The 20,691-nt window shown below is 69.8% G+C and carries 17 protein-coding genes; 6 read left to right on the top strand and 11 right to left on the bottom strand.

Annotated features, from left to right (window positions below):
* The coding region (locus MEICH_RS24330) for a protoporphyrinogen/coproporphyrinogen oxidase (RefSeq protein WP_174422431.1) at positions 1-612 on the top strand (612 nt) is incomplete at its 5' end.
* Between the two features lie 90 nt (positions 613-702).
* Here MEICH_RS24330 and MEICH_RS0108700 read toward each other — a convergent pair.
* A complete protein-coding gene (locus MEICH_RS0108700; protein ID WP_027892286.1) occupies positions 703-1,761 on the bottom strand; it encodes a TIGR04053 family radical SAM/SPASM domain-containing protein in 1,059 nt (352 codons plus the stop codon).
* A gap of 793 nt (positions 1,762-2,554) precedes the next feature.
* Here MEICH_RS0108700 and MEICH_RS0108690 point away from each other — a divergent pair.
* On the top strand, positions 2,555-4,150 hold the full coding sequence (locus MEICH_RS0108690) for a polysaccharide biosynthesis tyrosine autokinase (protein ID WP_027892284.1): 1,596 nt from the start codon (positions 2,555-2,557) through the stop codon (positions 4,148-4,150).
* Between the two features lie 159 nt (positions 4,151-4,309).
* On the opposite strand, the gene MEICH_RS0108685 is transcribed toward MEICH_RS0108690, so the two are convergent.
* Genes MEICH_RS0108685 through MEICH_RS27070 form a run of 3 tightly spaced genes read right to left on the bottom strand, consistent with a single transcriptional unit; the run spans position 4,310 to position 9,125 of the window.
* A complete protein-coding gene (locus tag MEICH_RS0108685; protein ID WP_157202680.1) occupies positions 4,310-4,621 on the bottom strand; it encodes a hypothetical protein in 312 nt (103 codons plus the stop codon).
* 24 nt (positions 4,622-4,645) lie between these two features.
* Positions 4,646-5,662 carry an HD domain-containing phosphohydrolase gene (locus MEICH_RS0108680; RefSeq protein ID WP_027892282.1) on the bottom strand — a complete coding sequence of 339 codons (1,017 nt, stop codon included), beginning with the start codon at positions 5,660-5,662 and terminating at the stop codon, positions 4,646-4,648.
* Positions 5,663-5,666: 4 nt separating this feature from the next.
* Positions 5,667-9,125: a PAS domain S-box protein gene (locus tag MEICH_RS27070; RefSeq protein ID WP_157202679.1), complete on the bottom strand. Its 3,459-nt coding sequence runs from the start codon at positions 9,123-9,125 to the stop codon at positions 5,667-5,669.
* Positions 9,126-9,275: 150 nt separating this feature from the next.
* Between MEICH_RS27070 and MEICH_RS0108670 the strand changes: the two genes are divergently transcribed.
* Entirely contained in the window at positions 9,276-10,421 is a 1,146-nt protein-coding gene (locus MEICH_RS0108670) for a deoxyguanosinetriphosphate triphosphohydrolase (protein WP_027892281.1), read from the top strand.
* A 59-nt stretch (positions 10,422-10,480) separates the two neighbouring features.
* On the top strand, positions 10,481-11,188 hold the full coding sequence (locus MEICH_RS0108665; RefSeq protein ID WP_245587636.1) for a tetratricopeptide repeat protein: 708 nt from the start codon (positions 10,481-10,483) through the stop codon (positions 11,186-11,188).
* Between the two features lie 239 nt (positions 11,189-11,427).
* Here the strand turns inward: MEICH_RS0108665 and MEICH_RS0108660 are convergent, their stop codons facing one another.
* The 3 genes from MEICH_RS0108660 to MEICH_RS27065 form a co-directional block, all read right to left on the bottom strand.
* Positions 11,428-12,186 carry a DUF4388 domain-containing protein gene (locus MEICH_RS0108660; protein ID WP_027892279.1) on the bottom strand — a complete coding sequence of 253 codons (759 nt, stop codon included), beginning with the start codon at positions 12,184-12,186 and terminating at the stop codon, positions 11,428-11,430.
* A gap of 64 nt (positions 12,187-12,250) precedes the next feature.
* Positions 12,251-13,051 (bottom strand): fructosamine kinase family protein, encoded by an 801-nt coding sequence (locus MEICH_RS0108655; RefSeq protein ID WP_027892278.1) that lies wholly within the window; start codon positions 13,049-13,051, stop codon positions 12,251-12,253.
* Positions 13,052-13,237: 186 nt separating this feature from the next.
* A complete protein-coding gene (locus tag MEICH_RS27065; RefSeq protein ID WP_051304058.1) occupies positions 13,238-13,921 on the bottom strand; it encodes a uracil-DNA glycosylase in 684 nt (227 codons plus the stop codon).
* Between the two features lie 82 nt (positions 13,922-14,003).
* Here MEICH_RS27065 and MEICH_RS0108645 point away from each other — a divergent pair, with 82 nt between their 5' ends.
* Positions 14,004-15,434 carry a PEGA domain-containing protein gene (locus MEICH_RS0108645; protein ID WP_036218468.1) on the top strand — a complete coding sequence of 477 codons (1,431 nt, stop codon included), beginning with the start codon at positions 14,004-14,006 and terminating at the stop codon, positions 15,432-15,434.
* Positions 15,435-15,782: 348 nt separating this feature from the next.
* Here the strand turns inward: MEICH_RS0108645 and MEICH_RS0108640 are convergent, their stop codons facing one another.
* From MEICH_RS0108640 to MEICH_RS0108625, 4 genes are all read right to left on the bottom strand, one after another.
* The gene (locus MEICH_RS0108640) at positions 15,783-16,991 is read right to left on the bottom strand and encodes an aminotransferase-like domain-containing protein (RefSeq protein ID WP_027892276.1); all 1,209 of its coding nucleotides are present in this window, start codon (positions 16,989-16,991) and stop codon (positions 15,783-15,785) included.
* A 323-nt stretch (positions 16,992-17,314) separates the two neighbouring features.
* On the bottom strand, positions 17,315-18,655 hold the full coding sequence (locus MEICH_RS0108635) for a glycogen synthase (protein ID WP_027892275.1): 1,341 nt from the start codon (positions 18,653-18,655) through the stop codon (positions 17,315-17,317).
* A 62-nt stretch (positions 18,656-18,717) separates the two neighbouring features.
* Complete coding sequence (locus MEICH_RS0108630; protein WP_027892274.1) at positions 18,718-19,137, bottom strand: gamma-glutamylcyclotransferase family protein; 420 nt, start codon at positions 19,135-19,137, stop codon at positions 18,718-18,720.
* A gap of 321 nt (positions 19,138-19,458) precedes the next feature.
* Positions 19,459-20,352 carry a hypothetical protein gene (locus MEICH_RS0108625; protein ID WP_157202678.1) on the bottom strand — a complete coding sequence of 298 codons (894 nt, stop codon included), beginning with the start codon at positions 20,350-20,352 and terminating at the stop codon, positions 19,459-19,461.
* Between the two features lie 176 nt (positions 20,353-20,528).
* Between MEICH_RS0108625 and MEICH_RS27920 the strand changes: the two genes are divergently transcribed.
* Positions 20,529-20,690, top strand: a complete 162-nt coding sequence (locus MEICH_RS27920) for a DUF1328 domain-containing protein (RefSeq protein WP_027892272.1) — start codon at positions 20,529-20,531, stop codon at positions 20,688-20,690.
* Position 20,691 lies beyond the last annotated feature (1 nt).

The raw sequence follows: 20,691 nt of genomic DNA, 5'->3' as shown, positions 1-20,691 counted from the left end.
CGGGGCGAGGGCTGGCGCGTCCACACCCCGGAGGGCTGGCTCGAGGCCGACGCCGTGATCCTGGCGACCCCGGCCGGCGTGAGCGCCCGCCTGCTCGAGCCCCTCCACCCCTCGGCCGCCGAGGCCCTGCGGCAGATCCCCTACGGCGACTCGGCCACGGTCTCGCTGGCCTTCCCCCTCCAGAGCCTGCCCCCGCGGGTGGGCCACGGGATGCTGATGGCGGCGGGCCGGGGCTTCGCGGTGCGGGGCTTCACCTGGACCGACCAGAAGTGGAAAGGCCGCGCCCCCGAGGGCTACGGGCTGGTGCGGGCCTACTTCTCGGGGGTGAGGGCCGACGAGGCCGAGCTGGTCCGGCTGGCCCTGGCCGACCTGCAACGGCTGTGGGGCCGGGTGCCCCCGCCCGGGCGCACCTGGGTCTTCCGCTGGCAGGAGGGCCTGCCGCACTACACCCTGGGGCACCAGCAGCGCGTGGCGGCGGCGATGGAGGCCGAGGCCCTGCCCGGGCTCTTCCTCGCCGGGGCCGCCTACTTCGGCGTGGGCCTGCCGGAGGTGGTGCGGATGGGCCAGGAGAAAGCGGCCCAGGCGCTGGCCTTCCTAGCTTCGCGCCCGTAGGGACTCGAGGCCTCGCGCCCGAGCCGGCCCCACGTGGCTATCGGCTATCAGCTATCGACTATCGACGACTTCCGCAAGAAGTCCTTCGTATCAACCCTCCCAGCCTCGAGGCCGGTACGCGCAGCGCGGGTCGGAGCCCAGGTAGTCGCCGGTCTCGGCCCAGGCCCTCGCGCGGCTCCCCCCGCAAAGCTGCTTGTACTCGCAGACCCCGCACTTGCCGCGCAGCAGGCTCTTGTCGCGCAGGTCGGTGAACAGCGGGCTGTTCTGGTAGATCTCGCGCAGGGGGCGCTGACGGATGTTCCCGCCCGGCTCGGCCAGGAAACCCGAGGGGTAGACCTCGCCGGTGGCCGAGACGAACACGAAGCCGTTGCCGTCGGAGAGGTGGACCCCGCGCCCGTGCCCCACCAGGGCCTGGTCCTCCGCGCCCTCGGCCTTGCGCCGCTGCATCACCACCCGCCGGAAGTGCGGCCCCTCGGTGGTGCGGATCTTGATCCCCTGGTCGCGGCTGGTTTCGTAGAGCCAGTGCATCACCTGCTCGTACTCCTCGGGCGATAGCTGGCTGAGCACGGCCCCGCGCCCGACGGGGACCAGGAAGAACACCTCCCAGGTGGCGACGCCCTTCTCCACGATGACCCGGGCGATCCCGGGGAGCTCGGCTCGGGTGAGGCGGGTGACGGTGGTGTTGATCTGGGTGGGCAGGCCCACCTCCCGGGCCCACTCGAGCGCCTCCATGGCCCGCTGGAAGGTCCCGGGCACGCCCCTGAAGCCGTCGTGGGCCTCGGGGCTGGCCCCGTCGAGCGAGAGGGCCATCTGGTGGACCCCCAGCTCCTTGAAGCGCCCGACGACCTCCCGGGTCAGCAGCGGGGTGACCGCCGGGGTGATCCCCACGGTAAGCCCCAGCTCCCGGGCCTTCTCCAGCAGCACGAAGAGGTCGGGGCGGCGCAGGGGGTCGCCCCCGGTGGGGAGCAGGATGGGCTTGGGGGTGTAGGTGGCGAGCTCTTCCAGCAGGCGCAGGCCCTCCTCGGTGCTGAGCTCGCCCGGCAGCGGGTCGGGCTCGGCGGAAGCGCGGCAGTGCTTGCAGGCCAGCAGGCAGGCGTGGGTCATCTCCCAGGCCACCAGGAAGGGGTAGCGGTTGAAGTCGGGTCGCACGCCCCCATGTTCGGGAAGCCCTGCCAGACAGATGTCCCCGGCACTCCTCCCGGCGGCTCATCGGCCCCTCGAGCCCGGGGGTGCTGCCCCGGCCTTTGGGGATGCATCCCCAGGCTTTGGGGATGCAGCAACAAGCCTTGGGGGCCCGTCCCCCAGCCTTGGGGGAGCATCCCCGGGCTTTGGGGATGGTGCCCCACGCTTCGGGGATGCGTCCCCAGACCCGGGGGATGCCGCCCCAGGCTTCGGGGATGCGGCAGATGACCTCGGGGAGGGTGCCCCAAGCTGCGGGGATGCACCCCCAGGGCCGCCCCACGTCGCCGTTTGACCGAACCGTTGCGTTTTTGTTGCGGTAGAGAAGTAGTTTTGGCTCACTTCCCCGGTGAATCCCGGCTGACGGAGGTTTTCGCTCCAATCTTGGGGAAGCCATTGCTCGAGGAGGTGAGCTGCATCCTTATGTTCTTTGCCCTCGCTGATCTGTGGAATTCCGATCTCGTCTTTAGCAGGGCCGATGGATCTCCCCCGTTCTGCCCGTATTCAGCCTTTTCGAAACGGCCAGGTCCCTTACACCCACTTCGATGAGCGACGCGGTTTCAAGTAACACTCGTGACGGTTGGGCGGCTGCTTTCTATAGTTTCGTTTCGGCTCACGCTCGGTATCCCTGAGGCCGGATAACCCCTGGGGAAGCATGAACTACGAGCGTAGCTGTTCGGCTTAAGCAGTACGGTCGTTCTCGAGCGAGTGTATGGAAGGCAAGGCTACGAACCGTTCTCACCCTCTATCCCATGGAGTGGCTATGACGCCCTACACTTCTGACGGCACCCAAGAAATCAGCCTCGAGCGCTTAATCCCGCTGCTGCTGCGGGCCATCCGGTGGGCCCTGCCCGCGGCTTTGCTGAGCGCTACCGCCACTTACTTCGCGCTCAAGCAACAACCGCTCGTGTACGAGTCGGCCAGCAGCCTGGTAGCCGTTCAGCCCGGCCCGGCAGGCTCGACCGGCTCCTTCACCGCGCCGCTGGTGAGCGTGGCCCCCCTGGACGCCCAGGCCTACAAGGAAGCCGCCCTGAGCACGCAAGTTCTCCGCCAAGCGCTGGCGTTGGCCGGGGAGCCGGGGGACCCGCAGGCCCTGGCGAGGTTGCGTAAAGCCGCCAAGGTCAGGACCGCGGAAGGGCGCCAGTCCAGCGTGATCACGCTGCGCGTGAGGGACCACAGCCCCGCGCGGGCCGCACGGCTGGCCAACGCCTGGGCTGCTGCGCTGCGGTCGTGGGAGGACCAGCGCGCCCGCGAGCACTTCACCCGCTACCGGCGCTCGGTGGAGGCCCAGCTCGAGGCCATCCTCACCGAGATCCGCCAGGCCCGCCAGCTCAAGGACCCCGACCGCCTGCGCAGCCTGGACGCGCTGCGGGGAAACCTGGCGCACGACCGGGACCTGGCCCGCGCCCTGGAGGAGAGCGCCGTGGGCTTGCTCGCCTCGCTGGAACAAGCGCAAGTCCCCCTCGAGCCCTCCGCACCCCGGCCCCTCCTCGGCGCGGCCGCGGCCGCGGCGATCACCCCTTTCCTGTTCTTCGGGCTCGTCCTCCTCCAAGAAGCCCTGGTCCGGGTGGTCCGGGACTCGGAGGAGGCCGCCCGGGTGAGCGGCCTGCCGGTGCTGGGCGAGTTCCCCCGGATGCCCCCCAACGGCAGGCGCGAGCTGCCCGCCGAGGCCGCCGCCTTCCTGCGCACCGGCGTCCACCACGCCCTGGCCGACAAGCACCCCAAGGTGGTCCTGGTGACGAGCCCGGAGAAGGCCGAGGGGAAGTCGAGCGTGGCCATCAGCCTGGCCCGCGCCTACGCCCGCGCCGACCTCCCGACGCTGCTCGTCGACGCCGACCTGCGCAAGCCGGTGATCCACCGCGAGTTCGGGATCGCGCGGGGCTGGGACCTGGTCGAGAGCCTCAAGGACTTCACCTACTCCGCGCACGCCCACCCGGTGGCGCCCAACCTCGAGGTGCTCCCCTGCCTCGCGGCCCCGGAGGACCCGGCCGAGCTGCTGGCCGAGCACTGGCGGGACTTCCTCAACAACCTGGTCCACACCGGCCGGTACAAGGTGATCGTCGTCGACTCCCCCCCGGCCCTGGCCGTGAGCGACGCCCTGGTCCTCGCGCCGCACGCCTCGGGCGTGCTGGTGGCCGTCAGCGAGGGCGGCACCGACCGCAAGCGCCTGGAGGCCACCCTCGAGGTGCTGTCGCGGGTGGGGGCGAGGGTCGTGGGCCTGGTCATGACCAACCTGCGGCACGGGCCGGCGTTCTCCGGCCGGTTCACCTACGGCTATGGCTACGGCTACGGGTCCAATCCCGGCCGGGGAAAAGGACGCAAAGCCTCACTGAGGCCAAGCGGCCCCGGCTCTTCGTGAGGGCCAGCCGGGCCGCGCACCAAGACAACGCAGGGGCGGCCGGCCGCCCCTGCACCCCTACCCGCGCGCGGGTAGGGGGTATCCCCCCTGGCCCCCCGTGCTAAGGGGGGTGAAGAAAGGGCGTTTTGCGTTTGGCTATCGACTATCGACCCCTCACCCCTACTTCCCGCACAACACCCACGTCTTGTCCGCGTCCATCCGGTACGCCACGAAGTAGGGGTCGCCCTTGCCGGTGGAGGGCACGGCCTTGAACTCGCGGCTGCCCTCGGGGATGCTGATGAAGGTCCGGGTTTCGCCGCTGGACACCGCCCCGAGCAACTGGGCGCCGTCCATGTAGACGTAGACGGTCGAGTAGTTGCCGAAGCACTTGTTCTGAACGACCAGGGTGTAGTAACGCCCGAGCACCCCCGTCCTCGGCACGCAGGCGACCAACAGGCTGAGCAGACCCAGGAGCAATAGAAATCTCTTCATAAGCAGTTCAGACTATAGCAGGCCTCACTCGACCTGGAGGTTCATTTGAATGCGCAGCAGCGCCTCGACGATGCGGGGGTCGAATTGCCGCCCGGCCTGGGCCCTGAGCTCGGCCAGGGCTTCCTCGACGGTCCAGGCCCGCTTGTAGGGGCGCTTGCTGGTGAGGGCGTCGAAGACGTCGACCACTGAGACGATGCGGGCCTCGAGCGGGATCGCCTCCCCGGCCAGGCCGTCGGGGTAGCCGGTGCCGTCCCAGCGCTCGTGGTGCGAGCGGGCGATGCGCTCGGCGACTTGCAGCATCTCGGTGCGGCCCCCGGCCAGCAGGCCTGAGCCGATGACGGTGTGGCTCTTGATGACCTCGAACTCCTCGGGCGTGAGCTTGCCCGGCTTCTTGAGGATCAGGTCGGAGATGCCGATCTTGCCCACGTCGTGCAGCGGGGCGGTGTGGCGGATGACGTCGACGGTGTTGAAGTCGAGGCCTAAGGCCTCGGCCAGGCGGGCGGCGTTGGCGGCGACGCGCTTGACGTGCTCGCCGGTCTCGTCGTCGCGGTACTCGGCGGCACGGGCCAGGCGGTCGAGCACCTCGAGCCGGGCGGCCTCGAGCTCCTGGGTGCGGTCGCGCACGATCTCGGAGAGCAGGGAGTTCTCGCCCTGCAGCGCCCGGTGCAGGCGGCGGGTCTCGAGGTGGTTCTTCACCCGCAGCAGCACCTCGAGCGCGTCGAGGGGCTTGGTGAGGAAGTCCTTGGCCCCCAGCGAGAGGGCGCGGTGGCGGGCCTCGGGGGTGGCGTCGGCGGTGAGGACTACCTTGGGCACGAGGTCGGTGTTGCGGTCGAGGCGCTGGAGTTGCTCGAGCACCTCGAAGCCGTCGAGGTGGGGCATGTGCAGGTCGAGGAGGACGAGGTCGGGGTGGTGGCGGAGGTAGAGCCCGGCCACCTCGCGGGGGTCCTGGGTGCTGATGAGGTGCAGGCCCTCGTCCTTGCGCAGCAGGCGCTCGAGGAATACGACGTTGGCCGGTTCATCGTCGACGAGCAGAATGGTCATGGGTTCAGGCTTCACGCACACCCCCCAACACTTGGCTCAATACGAGGTCGAATCGCTCGAGGTCCAGGGGCTTCGGCAGGAATTCTACCGCGCCCCGGGCCAGGGCGCTGTGCATCTGCTGGGGGGAGGCGTCGGCGCTGAGCACCACCACGGGGATCTCCGAGGTGTGCGCGTCGGCCTTGAGCCGGGCGAGCACCTCCTGCCCGGCGAGGTCGGGGAGGTGGAGGTCGAGGAGGATGAGGTCGGGCTTGCGGGAGCGGGCGAGCTCGAGGCCCAGCCGCCCCTGCATCGCCGAGATCAGTTGCAGCCCCGGGCGGTAGGCCAGCAGGCGCTCGAGCAGGCGCAGGTTGGAGAGGTTGTCCTCGATGTACAGCAGGGTCCGGCCCTCGCCGGGGAGGGGGGCCGGGGGCGGGGGCGTGGCCTCGGACGGGGGCTCCTGCCCGGTGGGCTCCGCCTGGGCGAGGGGAAGCTCGAGCCAGAAGGTGCTGCCCACCCCGACCACGCTCTCGACCCCCAGCCTGCCGTCCATGGCCTCCACGAGGCGCTGCGAGAGGGCCAGCCCCAGCCCGGTGCCCTCGATCCCGCTGCCCTCGGCGTCGAGGCGGTCGAAGGGCTGGAAGAGCCGCTCGAGCTTCTCCGGCGGGATGCCCGCCCCCGTGTCGCGCACGCTCAGCCGCAGCCGCCCCGCGGGGCGCCGCTGGCACGACAGGCTCACCCGCCCGCCCTCGCGGTTGTACTTGATGGCGTTGGAGAAGAGGTTGAGCAGGACCTGCTTGAGGCGCTGGCGGTCGGCCAGGACGCAGCGCGAGGCGGCCCCGGCCTCGAGGGCGGAGGTGTCGAGGGCGAGGCCGCGGGCGTGGGCGAGGGGGCGCAGCAGGTCGAGGCACTCGCGCACCACCTCGTCCATCGCCACGTTCTCGATGGACAGCGACATCCGCCCGGCCTCGATGCGGGCGATGTCGAGCACCTCGTTGATGAGGTCGAGCAGGTGGCGACCGGCCCGCAGGATCTGCTCGACGCTCTCGGACTGCTCGCGCGTGAGCTCCTCCATGCGCAGCAGTTGGCCGAAGCCCAGGATGGCGTTCATGGGGGTGCGCAGCTCGTGGCTCATGCGCGAGAGGAACTCGCTCTTGGCCCGGTTGGCCCGCTCGGCCTCCTCCTTGGCGGCCTGCAGGCTGGCGGCGGCCTGCACCTGCGCGGTGATGTCGCGCAGCGCCCACAGCCGCCCCAGCACCTCGCCCCCCGCCTGCTGCGAGCGGCTGAGCAGCTCGAGCACCCGCCCGTCCTTCAGGCGCAACGTGTCGCGCACCTCGACGCGGGGGTCGGCCAGCAGGCCGGTGGGCTCGAGGCGGAAGGCGGCCGGTTGCGTGAGCTGGGAGCTGAAGAACGCGTGGCGCCGGAGGAGGTCGCCCTCCAGCATCTCCTCCCCGATGCCCCACATCTCCAGGAAGCGCCGGTTGTAGACCTTGGCGCGGCCCTCGAGGTCGGTGACGATCAGGCCCTCCTCCACCGACTCCAGGGTCGTGCGCAGCAGGGCCATGGCCTCCTCGCGGGCGCGCTCGGCCTTCTTGCGCTCGGAGAGGTCGAGCACGGTCACGATGAAGCGCTCCTGCCCCGCGATCTCCGCGCGCGCGAGGGCCAGCAGCACCGGCACCCGGCGGCCGTCCTTGTGGAGGTACTCCTTCTCGTAGATGACCGAGGGCTTGCCCCTGCGCGCCTCGGCGATGCCCCGCTCGTCGGCGGGGAGCCACTCGGGGGGGGTGATCTCGGTCCAGCGGATGCTGCCCTGCTCGAACTCCTCGCGGGTGTAGCCGAGCATGTCGAGGTAGGCCTGGTTGACGTAGCTCAGCCCGCCCTCGGCGTCGCTCATCACCACCCCCGCCACGTTGGCCTCGGCCAGCAGGCGGAAGCGGGTCTCGCTGTCGCGCAGCGCGGCCTCGATGTGCTTGCGGTGGGTGATGTCGGTGGAGATGCCGCACAGCCCGTAGATCTCGCCGGAGGCGGTGCGCAAGGGAAACTTGATGGAGGCGAAGATGCGGTGGGGGTCGGCCTCTTCGAACTCGACGGGCTGGCCGAGGTGCATGACCTCGTGGTCGTGGGCCCGGAAGGCACGGGCCATCTCGCGCGGGAAGAGCTCGAAGTCGGTCCTGCCCACGATCTCGTGGCGCGGGCGCCCGTCGATGAGCTCGTAGGCGCGGTTGACCATCAGGTAGCGCCCCTGGGCGTCCTTGATGAAGATCATGGCCGGGGCGTACTCGAGGATGTCCTGCAGCAGGGCCCGCTCGCGCCGCAGCGCCTCCTCGGCCCTCTTGCGGTCGTCGATGTCGATGCTCACCCCCACCAGCCGGTTTCGGATGATCTGGGCCCGCACCGAGCGCCAGCCCGGCTGCCCGGCGAAGTCGAGCACGCGGTACTCGAGGTCGGTGGGCTCCTTGGTGGCGAGCGCGCGGTTCCAGGCGGCCATCACCTTGTCGCGGTCGTCGGGGTGGGCGCGCTCGAGGATGTCCATGAGGCTCGAGGGGCGCTCGTCGGCGATGGTGCCCCGGCGGAAGAGCAGGTCGGCGTGGGCCTCGAGCTTGTCCTGCTGCTCGGGGACCTCGACCTCGAACAGCGAGAGCTTCCCGGCGCGCAGGGCCACCGAGAGCCGCTCCTGCTCGGAGCGGATGAGCTCCTTGGCCTGGCGCAGGGCCTCGGCGAGCTGGCCCAGCTCGTCGCGGCTGGGCTGGTGGGGCAGCAGTTCCTGGTCGCGGGCGATGCGCAGGGCGTTCTGCCGCAGCACCCGCACCCGCTGCACGATGCCCCGGCCCAAAAGCTGCGCCGCCCAGACCCCCGAGAGCAGCCCCAGCAGCAGCGAGGCCACCAGCACCATGCGGCTGGTCTGGTGCTGGCGCTCGGCCTGGGCCTGCCCGAGCGCGATCTCCCGCTCCTTGAGCTGGCGGTAAGCGGCGATCTCGCCGCGCAGGGCCTCGAGCAAATCCCGCTGCCGCCGGGTGAGGGCCGCGAGTTGCTGCCGCACCCCCGGCGCGTCGGGTCGTAGGTCGCGGGTGTAGGGGGCGACCAGCCCATAGACCTGCTCGCCCGCCGCCCGCAGGCGGGCGAGGTACTCCCGCCCAACCCCCTCGGCCTGGAGCTCGCCCAGGCGCCGCAGGTGCTGCTGGGCCTGCTCCCACGCCTCGGCGTAGCGCTGGAGGAAAGCGCGGTCGCCGCTCAGCCAGTAGCCGCGCAGCATGGCCGCGGTCTGCTCGAGGCCCAGCTGGAAGCCGTCGAGGGCGCGGTTGACCTCGTAGGCCTGGTTCACCAGGCGCAGGGTGCGCTCCTCGGCCTGCTGGGTGGCGAAGGAGGCCAGCACGCTCAGGCACAGCATGGTCACCGGCAGGATGACCACCAGGGCGGCCTTCCCGCTCAGCGGCAAGTTCAGCCAGAGGTGATTTGCGTAGTGATGCCGCCCGCGTGCCGTACTCACCGCCACCCTTCCCCCGCACTATACAAGCGCTTCCCGGCCCAGCCGGTTCACATTGGTCACGGGGAAATCGCGCCCGCGGCCGGGCCCGGCCCGTACGTGCGCCACGGGGATTTACCCAGCGCCCGCGCCCCGGGCCCGTACACTACAGGCATGCTCTACGGCCGTGAGAAGCTCCAGCAGCTCGAGGCTGCCGCCCTCGCCCCCTACGCCTGCACCTCGGCGAACAGCCGGGGGCGCGAGTTCGCGGAGGGGGAGTCGGCCTTCCGCACCCCCTTCCAGAAGGACCGCGACCGGGTGATCCACACCACCGCCTTCCGCAGGCTGGAGTACAAGACCCAGGTCTTCGTCAACTACGAGGGCGACTACTACCGCACCCGCCTCACCCACACCCTCGAGGTCGCCCAGGTCGCGCGCTCCATCGCCCGGGCCCTGGGGCTCAACGAGGACCTCGCCGAGACCATCGCCCTCGCCCACGACCTCGGGCACCCGCCCTTCGGCCACGCGGGCGAGCGGGTGCTCAACGACCTCATGGACGGCCACGGCGGCTTCGACCACAACCGGCAGTCGCTGCGCATCGTGACCCACCTCGAGGAGCGCTACCCCGGCTTCCGCGGGCTCAACCTCACCTGGGAGACCCGCGAGGGGATCATGAAGCACGAGACCCTCTACGACACCCCCGACGACGGCCTCGAGGTCGAGCGGCGGCCGAGCCTCGAGGCCCAGATCGTCAACCTGGCCGACGAGATCGCCTACAACGCCCACGACCTCGACGACGGGCTGCGCTCGGGCCTGCTGCGCCCGGGGCAGCTCGGGGAGATCCGCCTGCTGGCCGAGCTGGCCGACGAGCTGGGGTTCGAACTCGGCACCTTGAGCGAGTTCCAGCGCCGCACCTTCATCCGCGAGCTGCTGGGCCTGATCATCACCGACTGCGTGAAGGCTACCCACGAGGCGCTGGAGAAGCACGGCGTCGCCAGCCTCGAGGCCGTCCGGGCCCACCCCTCGCTGCTGGCGTGCTACTCCGACCACCTCAAGCCCCGCCTCGTCGAGCTGCGCCGCTTCCTCTTCGCCAACCTCTACCGCCACTACTACGTGGTGCGGCAGGTGAGCAAGTCGAAGCTGGTGCTCGAGCGGCTCTTCGAGACCTACACCCGCCAGCCCGACATGCTGCCGCCCGGGGTCCAGCGGGCCATCGAGAGCCAGGGCCTCTACCGCGCGGTGTGCGACTACCTCGCCGGCATGACCGACCGCTACGCCCTCGACGAGTACGCCAAGCTCTTCGACCCCTACGGCCGCTGAGGGGGCAATTGGCACCTCGGCGGATGCCCCGGCCCCGCCGACCTGATAGGCTGGGCGCGATGATGGAAGAGCTGTTGCGGCAGGGCCGCTACGACGAAGCCAAGCAGCAGAGCCTCCTGGCGCCCGGGGGGGACCAGGCCGGGCTGGCCGCGCTGCTGGAGCTGCGGGCCTGGCTGCGGGACAAGCGCTACGAGATGGCCCGCGCCAGCCTCGAGAAAGACGCCAAGTTCCTCACCCCCTACCTCAACCTGGGCGCCGCCCGCGAGGCGATCAAGGCCTTCGAGGCCGAGGACCCGGCCGCCCTCGCGCCCTTCCTCGACGACCCCCACCTGGGCGCCGAGGCCAACTGCGTGCTGGGCGTGATCCGGGTGCGCGAGGGCGACCGCGAGGCCGCCCGCCTGGCCTTCGACCGCTCCTTGCGGCTCGACCCCGGCCACTACCGCTCGATCACCAACCTGGGCAACCTCGAGCTCGAGGCCGGCCGCACCGCCGAGGCCGTGCTGATGTACGAGAAGGCGCTGCAGTCGAACCCCGACTACCCCCACGCCCACCACAACCTGGCCGCCGCCTACCGCAAACTGGGCCAGATCGGCAAGTCGGTGCACCACCTCAAGCGCGAACAGCGCCTGCTCTACCGCAGCCCCGCCCGCCGCCTCGGCGACGCGGGCCTCCCGCGCCCCAGCCGCACCCTGCCGGGCAACCTCGACAGCCGGTGGCTGGTGTTGGTCGTGGTGGTGGCGGTGGTGTATTTGTTGTTGAGGAATTAGTCGATGGTCGATAGCCGATAGCCGATAGCCAAACGCAAAACGCTAAACGCCGGACGCTGAGCGCGGGTCGTACGTCGTACGCGATACGAAATACGCGAAACGCGAGACGCCAGACGCCTTGTCACCCCCCTTAGCAAGGGGGGCTGGGGGGGATACTCCCACACGCCACGAGCTGCTAGCCACGGGCCGCTAGCCTCCCGCTGACGGCTGAGGGCTGACGGCTGACCGCTTCCCACCCCTCAAATTGCCGGCCACACCAGCACCTCCATCCCCACGCGCAGGTTGTAGAACATCAGGCCCTCGGGGGAGACCAGGAGTTGGGCGCCCAGGCCGCTGGCGGGCTCGACGGGGACGCGGAGGGTGCGGCCTTCGACGCTGACCTCGACCGCGTCGAAGGCGCCGAACTGGCGCTTCCAGGCCTTGTGGAGCATGGCGTCGATGCGGCTGATGCCTTCTTGTAGCAGCATCTCCACCCGCATCCGCACGGTGTGGGGGGTGCGGTGGATCACCCGCACCAGGCCCAGCCGGGCGAGGTGGCCCACCAGCGAGACGATGGCCTCGAAGGTCATGCCGGTCTGGCCCATGAGGTCGATGACCGAGACGGGCTTTCCCAGCAGCATGATCAGCCCGTGCTCGTCGGGCGAGAGCGTGAGGCTGTGGGTGCGCTGGCTGTCGGCGACGACCAGTTGGTCGAAGGGGCCGATCTCGACGCGGCTGTCGAGGTAGCGCAGGGCCTGCAGGAGGTAGTTGTCGAGGGTGCCCGCCAGGGTCTCCTTGGTGGCGACCTCCCCCTTGAAGAAGCGGAATTGCCCTTCCTTGAGCGCGAGGATCTGGTAGAGCCCGTCGGGGCCGCTGCGCCCGCGGTACTCGGCATGGATGGGGTTGCCCTCGTCGATGAAGACCTTGCCCCCCGGCACCTGGAAGACCCCGGTCTGCCGGGCCTGGGCGAGCATTTGCAGCAAGTCGATGGGCCCTAAGAGGCTGAAGTCTCCGTCCATACCCGAGGCTTTAGGGTAGCCCAGGCCGGGCGGGGAAGGCCTGGAATCCGAACGGTTACGCCAGTTACCTAAAGCCAAGCTCAAGGAGGGTGCGCTCGAGCGCCGGGAGGTAGGCCTGGCCGAAGAAATGCACGTGCGCGAGCAGGTAGTAAAGCTGGTAACGGGGGATGGCCGCCTCGACCTCGGCGGGGACGGGGTAGAGGGCGCGGTAGTAGCGCCAGAATTCGGGCGGGAAGCCGCCGAACAGCCGCATCATCGCCAGGTCCACCGCCCGCTCGCCCCACCACGCCGAGGGGTCGAGCAGCACGGGGCCGCTCGAGAAGTGCACGTTGCCGTGCCACAGGTCCCCGTGCAGCAGGGCGGGGCCTTCGGCGGGCAGGGGGTCTTGCAACGAGCGCTCGACCTTGGGCCCGAGCTCCCCCAGCCGGCCCCAGGCGGCCTCGAGCAGCGGCCGCACGCGGTACTCGGTCCAGAACAGGCTCCAGTCCTCGAGGGTGCCCTCCGGCAGCCGGAAGCTGCCCAAAAACACCGGGGTGTCCCAGCCGTAGGCCGGCGGGCGCAGCCTGTGCAGCGCGGCGAGGGTGCGGGCGAAGGTCTCCCAGTCGGGCGCGGTGGGGGGCAGGTACTCCAGCACCAGCCCCTCCTCCCCCGCCCACACGATCCCGGGCACCCGCGCCCCGGCCTGCATCAAGGCGTAGAGGCCGCGGGCCTCGGCCTCGAACATGCCGGGCGGCGGGTCGCGGCGCAGTTTGAGCACGTAGGGCCCGGCCCGCCACACCTCGCTCACGTCGCCCCCGGCGAGGCGCTCGAGGCCCTGAGCACTCAGCCCGGCCCGGCGCAGGATTTGGAGAGGGTCAGGACGCACGAGCAATAAAATACCGCCAGCGGCCGGCCCGTCGCCGTACCCCGGCCCCTTCATACCGGGTTCAAAACCGAACCAAAGACCCCCAGAGGCTATCTTTTCGGACCGCAGAGCGCTCCCTCCGCCACGCGGATAACTCCGGCCCTGGCAGCCCGCCGCCGTCCGGCGCCGGACCGACCGAACCGGGTATCAGAAGGGGATGTCCAGCTCTTCCTGCTTGGGGGCTTTGGGCTTGGGCAGCTTGCCCTCGAGCACCCGCTTGATCTTGAGCAGGTCGGCGACGAGGTTGGCGCGGGCGGCCGGGTAGGTCTCGGGGGCGTGCTCCTGCAGGTGGGTGAGGTAGTTCGGCTGCACCACCCCCATCACGAAGGGCTTGGGGTCGAGGCGGTGGCCGGTGAGCTTGAGGTAGGGGGAGTCCTCGGGCAGCTCGAGCCACTGCCCCCCCTGCAGCGTGATCTTGAAGTCCTTGCCCAGGAAGTGCTGGGCGGTGGGGCCCCCCATGCAGACGATGGCCTTGGGCCTGATGAGCTCGAGCTCGGGCTTGAGCCAGGCCGGTACCCACTCCTTGATCTCCTTGGCGCTGGGGGTGCGGTTGACCCGCAGGCCGTTCTCCTCCCGCCAGGTCCAGCACTTGACCAGGTTGGTGATGTAGAGCTCCTCGCGCTTGACCCCGGCCTCGGCCAGCAGTTCGTCGAGCAGTTCCCCGGCGGGGCCGCTGTAGGGCCGGCCGGTCTGGGCGTCGGTGCCGGAGGGGCTGTGCCCGATGAGCACCACCGGGCTGTTCGGGTTGCCCTCCCCCGGCACGGGCGGGTAGTCGCCGTCGCACCGCACGCCCTCCCGCAGGCGCTGGTTGAGTTGCTCGAGTGAGTCCATAGCCATGAACCCCCTTTCTCTTGTGGATTGTGCTCTAAAGTCCTGTTTACCTGCTGAGCCTATACTGCTCGAGGGGTTCCCTATGATACGAAGCATCCATTGGCTCCATTGCCTTCTCCTCATTGCCCTCGGCAGCCTGGCCCTGGGCCAGCGCATCGACCCGCAGCGCATCATCGTCAACCCCGTCCCCACCGACCTCCAGGTGCGGGTGTGGGTGGACAAGGACCCCAGCAAGAGCGGTGCGCCGGTCTACCAGGTGGGCGAGAACATCCGCGTCTCGGTGCAGACCAACCAGGACGCCTACGTCTACCTCTTCGGGGTGTTGCCCAGCGGCGACATCGACCTCATCCTGCCCAACCCCTACGACCAGGACAACTTCATCCGGGCCAACGAGGTCGCCACCTTCCCGCCCGTGGGGGCCCGCTACACCTTCGACGTCACCCCGCCCTTCGGGGAGAGCGTGGTCCTGGCCGTCGCCAGCCGCACCCCGCTCGACCTTTCCCGCGTCTACGACATCGCCAACAACCGCGCCCTGGTCAACGGGCGCCAGGAGCTCGGCCAGGCCATGGCCATCGTGGTCGAGCCGCTGCCCGACCAGGACTGGGTCAGCGACGTGGCCTTCTACTACGTCGGCCAGTACACCCCGCCGCCCCCTCCCACCGGCACCCTGGTGATCGACTCCAACCCCGCCGGGGCCACCGTCTACATCAACGGCCAGCGCGCGGGCACCACCCCCGCCACCCTCACCCTCGACAGCGGCCAGTACAGCGTGCAGCTCACCTACCCCGGCTACGAGCCCTACCGCACCACCATCTCGGTGGAGGGCGGGACCTCGACCCGCATCAGCGCCAACCTGCGGCGCATCAACCTCAGCGGCACCCTCGCCGTCACTTCCAACCCGCCCGGGGCGCAGGTCTTCGTCAACGGCCAGTTGGTGGGCAACACCCCGGTCAACCTCAGCCTCAACCCGGGCAGCTACACCCTCGAGCTGCGCCGCCAGGGCTACCAGACCTACCGCACCACCGTCGCCATCGCCCCCGGCGCCAACAGCCGCATCAACGTCAACCTGAGCCCGGTCGTCAGCCAGGGCGTGCTCACCGTCACCTCCAACCCCTCCAACGCCGACGTCTACATCAACGGCCGGCTGGTAGGCCGCACGCCCTACAGCGCCCGCCTCAACAGCGGCACCTACACCGTGGAGGTCCGGCGCCCGGGCTACCAGGACTACCGCACCACCGTCACGGTCCAGGCGGGCCGCACCACCACCGTCAGCGCCACCCTCACCCTCCCCGCGCCGCCCACCGGGGCCACCGGGGTGCTCAGCGTCGTGACCGACGTCCCCGGGGCCGACGTGTACATCGACGGGCGGCTGGCGGGCCGCACCCCCATCAACCTGCAGCTACGGCCCGGCCGCTACACCCTCGAGGTGCGCTCAGGCGGCCGGATCGTCTACCGCCAGGCCGTGCAGGTGCGGCCCAACCGGACCACCACCGTCCGCATCGAGACGCGCTGAGCAGAGGCTCGAGACCGGCCGAGGCCCGGAATTGCTCCGGGCCTCGTTCACTGTGCTGGCTTAAGCGTTTAGGTGGGCGGTTAGCTGTCAGCCATCAGCCGTCAGCGAAAGGCCCGTGGGAACCCCTCCCCGTCCCTCCCGCCGGCGGGGAGGGGGTATCCCCCCAGCCCCCCTTGCTAAGGGGGGCAAAGAAAGGGCGTTTGGCGTTCGGCATTTGGCGTTTGGCGTTCGGCATTCGGCGTTCGGCGTTCGGCGTTTGGCGTTCGGCGTACGACGTACAACGTACGACGTACGACGTACGACGCCGGGTGCGGGTCGTACGACCCGCACCCGGCACCTGGCACTCGCCTACTTGACCAGCTCCAGCTCCTCCTCGGCCGCACGGCCCAGCCGCCGGATGCCCTCGCGGATGAGCTCGGGGTCGGCGTTGGAGAAGGACAGGCGCAGGGTGTTCTGGCCGCTGCCGTCGGCGTGGAAGGGCTGGCCGGGCACGAAGGCCACCTTCTGCTCGAGGGCCTTCTTGAACAGGCTCACCGCGTCGGCGCCCTGGGGCAGTTGCATCCAGATGAACATGCCGCCCTTGGGCTGGTTCCAGGTGACGCCCTTGGGCAGGTGCTGGGCCATGGCCTCGAGCATCACGTCACGACGGGCGGCGTAGGTCTCGCGGATCTTGGAAAGCTGCTCTTGCAGGCCGTACTTGACCATCTCGTACACCAGCATCTGGTTGAGCGAGCCGGTGTGCAGGTCGGCGCCCTGCTTAGCCTGCACCAGCTTGTGGATCACCGGGCGCGGCCCAGCGGCGTAGGCGACGCGTAGGCCCGGGGCCAGGGTCTTGGAGAAGGTGCTGAGGTAGATCACGTTGCCCTCCCCCCCGCCGCGCATCTGCTGGTCGAGGCTGTAGAGGGTGGGCAGCTTTTGCCCGCCGTAGTACAGCTCGGCGTAGGCGTCGTCCTCGACGATGGGCACGCCGTACTTGTCGGCGAGCTCGACGAGCTTCTGGCGCCGCTCGAGGCTCATCAGGCGGCCCGAGGGGTTCTGGAAGGTGGGCAGCGCGTAGACGAAGCGCGGTCCCTGCTTCAGCACGGCCTCGAGGGCCTCCGGCACCATCCCCTCCTCGTCCATCGCGACCGTGAGGTACTCCGGCTCGTAGGGGTTGAAGGCCGAGAGCGCGCCCATGTAGGTCGGCGACTCCACCGCGACCGCCGAGCCGGCGTCGATGAAGATCTTGCCCAGCAGGTCGAGCCCCTGCTGCGACCCCGACACCAGGAGCACCTGGTCGGGCTGGGTGTTCGGGAGCTGGGCCGCCACCCACTCGCGCAGGGCCGGGTAGCCCTCCGTGGTGCTGTACTGCAGCGCCTGGTTGGCCTTCTCCCGCAAGATCCGGGCGCTGGCCTCGGCCATGGCCTCGGCGGGGAAGAGCTCGGGCGCTGGGAGCCCTCCGGAGAAGGTGATCATCCCCGGCTGCTGGGCCATTTTGAGGAGTTCGCGGATGGTCGAGCTGGTGATGCGCGTGGCGCGCCGCGCGAAGCGGCTATCCCATGAGATTGAAGAACCCATGACCCAAGTCTACTGCGTTTTTGGGGCGGGGTGAGGGAATTGCGTTACATGAGGGTTGGGTTATGGGAGTTGATGGTCGATAGCTGATAGCCGGGCGTAGGACGTGCGTCGTACGTCCTACGACGTACGCAAGACGCAAAACGCAAGACGCCAGACGCCCATTCTTCACCCCCCTTAGCAAGGGGGGCTGGGGGGGATAAACCCTCCCCGCACGCGGGGAGGGCCGGGGAGGGGTTCCCGCGAGCCTTTCGCTGACGGCTGAGGGCTGACGGCTCACCGCCGTCCACCACGAGCCACTAAACCCGCTCGCCGCCGACCCGCGCCTACATCGAGCGGTACAGCTCGGCGTACTCCTGCGCCGGGCGGTCCCAGGAGAAGTCGTGCAGCATCCCGTTGCGGGCCACTGTTTGGCGGTCGGGGTGCTTGAGGAACTCGCTCACCCCGTGCAGCACGCCCCCGGCGTCGGCGTGTTCGAAGAGAAAGCCGGTTTCCCAGTGCTGCACGGTGTCCTTGAGGCCGCCCACCGCCCGCACGACGGGGGGGGTGCCGTAGCGCATGGCGATCATCTGGGCCAGGCCGCAGGGCTCGAAGCGCGAGGGCATGAGGAAGCCGTCGCAGCCGGCGTAGACGCGGTGGGCCAGCGGCTCGTTGAAGCCCTGGACGTAGGCCACGCGGCCTTTGTGGTGCCGGGAGGCCCAGGCGAAGGTGCGCTCGAGGTAGGGGTCGCCGCTGCCCAGCACCATGAGGTTGACCCCCATGCCCATCAGACCGGGCAGCGCGTCGAGGATCGTGTCGATGCCCTTCTGGTGGGCGAAGCGCGACACCACGCCCAGGGTGGGGCGGTCCTCGAGGCCGTACTCCGCCAGCAGCTCGGCCCGGTTCGCCGCTTTGCCGCTCAGGTCGGTGCTGTCGTAGGGGTGCGCGAGGTAGCGGTCGTCGCGGGGGTTCCAGTAGGCGGTGTCGAGGCCGTTGAGGATGCCCCGGAGCTTCCACTCCTGCGCCCGCAGCACCCCGTCGAGCCCCTCCCCGAACGTGGGGGTGCGGATCTCCCAGGAGTAGCTCGGCGAGACCGTCGTCACCCGGTCGGCGTTGACGATGCCGCACTTCATCAGGTTGACGGCGTTGTTGTGCTCGAGGCCCGCCCCGTAGTAGGTCTCGCCGGGCAGCCCGCTCCAGGCGTAGAAGTCCTGCGAGCCCCACACCCCCTGGTAGGCCAGGTTGTGGATGGTGTACACGGTGCGCCCGCCGAACCAGCCCAGGTTGCGCAGCAGCGGCAGCAGCGCGGCCTGCCAGTCGTGGGCGTGCACGACGTCGAAGCCTTGCAGCAGCTCGGCCACCGCCATCTGGAACCGGAGGAAGCGGCGGAAGTCGTCGTCGTAGCCGTAGGGCTTGTCGCGGGCGAAGTCGGGCAGGCCCACCAGCACGTAGCGCACCCCTTCGTGCTCGGCGTGCCCGATGCCCGCCTTATCGCGCCCGCCCGCGAAGTTGAACCAGGTCTCCCCCACGTAGTAGCCCTCGATGCCCCAGTACCACGGCAGGAAGATGGTGGGCTCAATGCCCTGGTCCTGCCGCTTGAGCGCCTGGGGCAAGCTTCCCACCACGTCGGCCAGGCCGCCCACCTTGGCGAAGGGGAACGCCTCGGATGCTACGAAGGCTACGCGCATGGGACAGTTTTACACCGCCGGGGTCCGCAGCGGCTACTGCTGCCCCCTCGCGGGGCCGGCGGCTAGGCAGGGTCCGACCAATCCCCCTCGGGCCACAGCACCCCGTTCACCCGCCGGACCGCCTCGAGGCTCGGGTACACGTAGGTCCACACCCGCACCGCGCCGCCGTCCGGCCGCCGGGCCTCCACCTCGACGCGCTCGTACTCCCGCCCGGCGTCCTCGAGCGCGTCGAGCGGCACCAGGGCGGCCTCGAGGTCGGCGAAGTACTGCACCTCCCCCCACACCCGCCCCTCCCCCGCCACGATGGCCGGGTAGCTGTAAGGCCGCTCCGAAGCCCTGGGCAGGTGGTAAAGCTGGAAACCCTCGAGCCAGGCCCGCTCCGAGCGCACCCACCCGGCCCGCCGGGAAACCTCGAAGTTGCGCTGCCCCTGCTTGAGGGTGCCGTAGACGAAAACCGCGACGGGAGAAGACGGCTGCGACATCGCCCTACACGCTAGTGGATAGGGCGAAAAGGGACAAGGGGAAGGGAGAGCGATAAGCCCTCAGCCGTCAGCGGGAGGCCCGTAGCTTGTGGTGACCCCACCCCGTCCCTCCCCGCCGGCGGGGAGGGTTTATCCCCCCCCGGCCCCCCTTGCTAAGGGGGGAATATGGCGTCTTGCGTCTTGCGTCTTGCGTCTTGCGTTTTGCGTCTTGCGTCTTGCGTCTTGCGTCTTGCGTCTTGCGTTTTGCGTTTTGCGTTTGGCGTTTCGCGTTTGGCGTTTCGCGTTTGGCTATCGGCTATGGGCATTCGGCTATCGGCATCCCTACGGCCGCGGCGACGCCTCGAGCCACACCGAGATCGCACGGTTGTCCGGCGTCTTGGCGGTGCCCTCGTAGCTCTGGAAGCCGGGGGCCTCGACGGTGTAGCGGTAGGTGGCTTCGGGGAGGTTGGTGAAGGCGGCGTAGGAAGCGGCCTGGCTCGAGACCACCTCCCCGTTCTCGCGGCGCAGGGTGAGGGTGGCGCCGGCGGCGTTGGTGGACAGGCGCAGGGTGCAGGGGCAGCTCTTGTGCTGGCTACTGGCCTCGGGGACGCTGATGCGGACGATGTTGCCCTCGCTGAGGATGTTCTGCTGGGGGTCGAGGGCCCTGGCCCGCACGTTGTACTCCCCGGGGATGCGGAAGTCGTAGGCGAAGGTCCAGGTGCCGTCCTGGCGCACCACGACCCGGCCCACCACCTTCTCCCCCACCAGCACCGCGACGACCCTCCCGGCCGGACCGGTGCCGCTGAACACCCCGATGCTGCTGCCCAGGGTGCTGCCGTCGGCGGGGGCGGTGATGGTGGTGCCGGTGCTCGAGAGCGGCTGCCCCTCGACGCTGAGGCTGAACTCCTCGCTCTCGGCGAGGGGGTTGCGGTCGGCGTCGACGGCCTTGAGCTGGACGCGGTGGTCGCCGGGGCCGCTGAGGTTGACCTCGGTGCTCCAGCGCCCGGCGTCGTCGCTGGCGACTAAGGCGGCCCTGAGCCCGTCGATCCAGACCTCGACGAGGCTGTTGGGCTGGGCGTTGCCGACGAGCCTGACCTGGGGCGACTCGAGCGAGGCCCCGGCGGGGGGCTCGAGCAGCGCGGGCGGGAGCGGGGTCTGCGGGCTGGGGCGGGTCAGCAGGAAGGCCAGGAGGGCAATTGCCCCCAGCAACACGAATATCAGGTTCCTCCATGCCATCGGACATCATCCTCGAGCAGCAATGCCGTGAGAATCCAGTGCCTTCATCCAGCAGCATACAGGCTCGAGACCGCGGGCGGGGCGCTTCGCCCTTTCAGCACCGGCTCAGCCGTGCGACAGTCCCCCCTCAAATCCCCTCTTTACCCTGTTAGCAGTTGTACGAAAGGAGGAAATTCATGCTGAGCAATGCGTTGTTATTCCTGGTCATCGCCATCATCGCCGGTGTGTTGGGCTTCGGCGTAATTGCGGGCACCGCCGCCACCATCGCCAAAGTGCTGTTCTTCATCTTCCTGATCCTCTTCATCGTCGGCCTGTTCACGGGGCGCCGCACCGTCTGAA

The sequence above is a fragment of the Calidithermus chliarophilus DSM 9957 genome (assembly GCF_000430045.1).
Classification (GTDB): domain Bacteria; phylum Deinococcota; class Deinococci; order Deinococcales; family Thermaceae; genus Calidithermus; species Calidithermus chliarophilus.
This window is presented reverse-complemented; position numbering and strand designations above follow the sequence as displayed.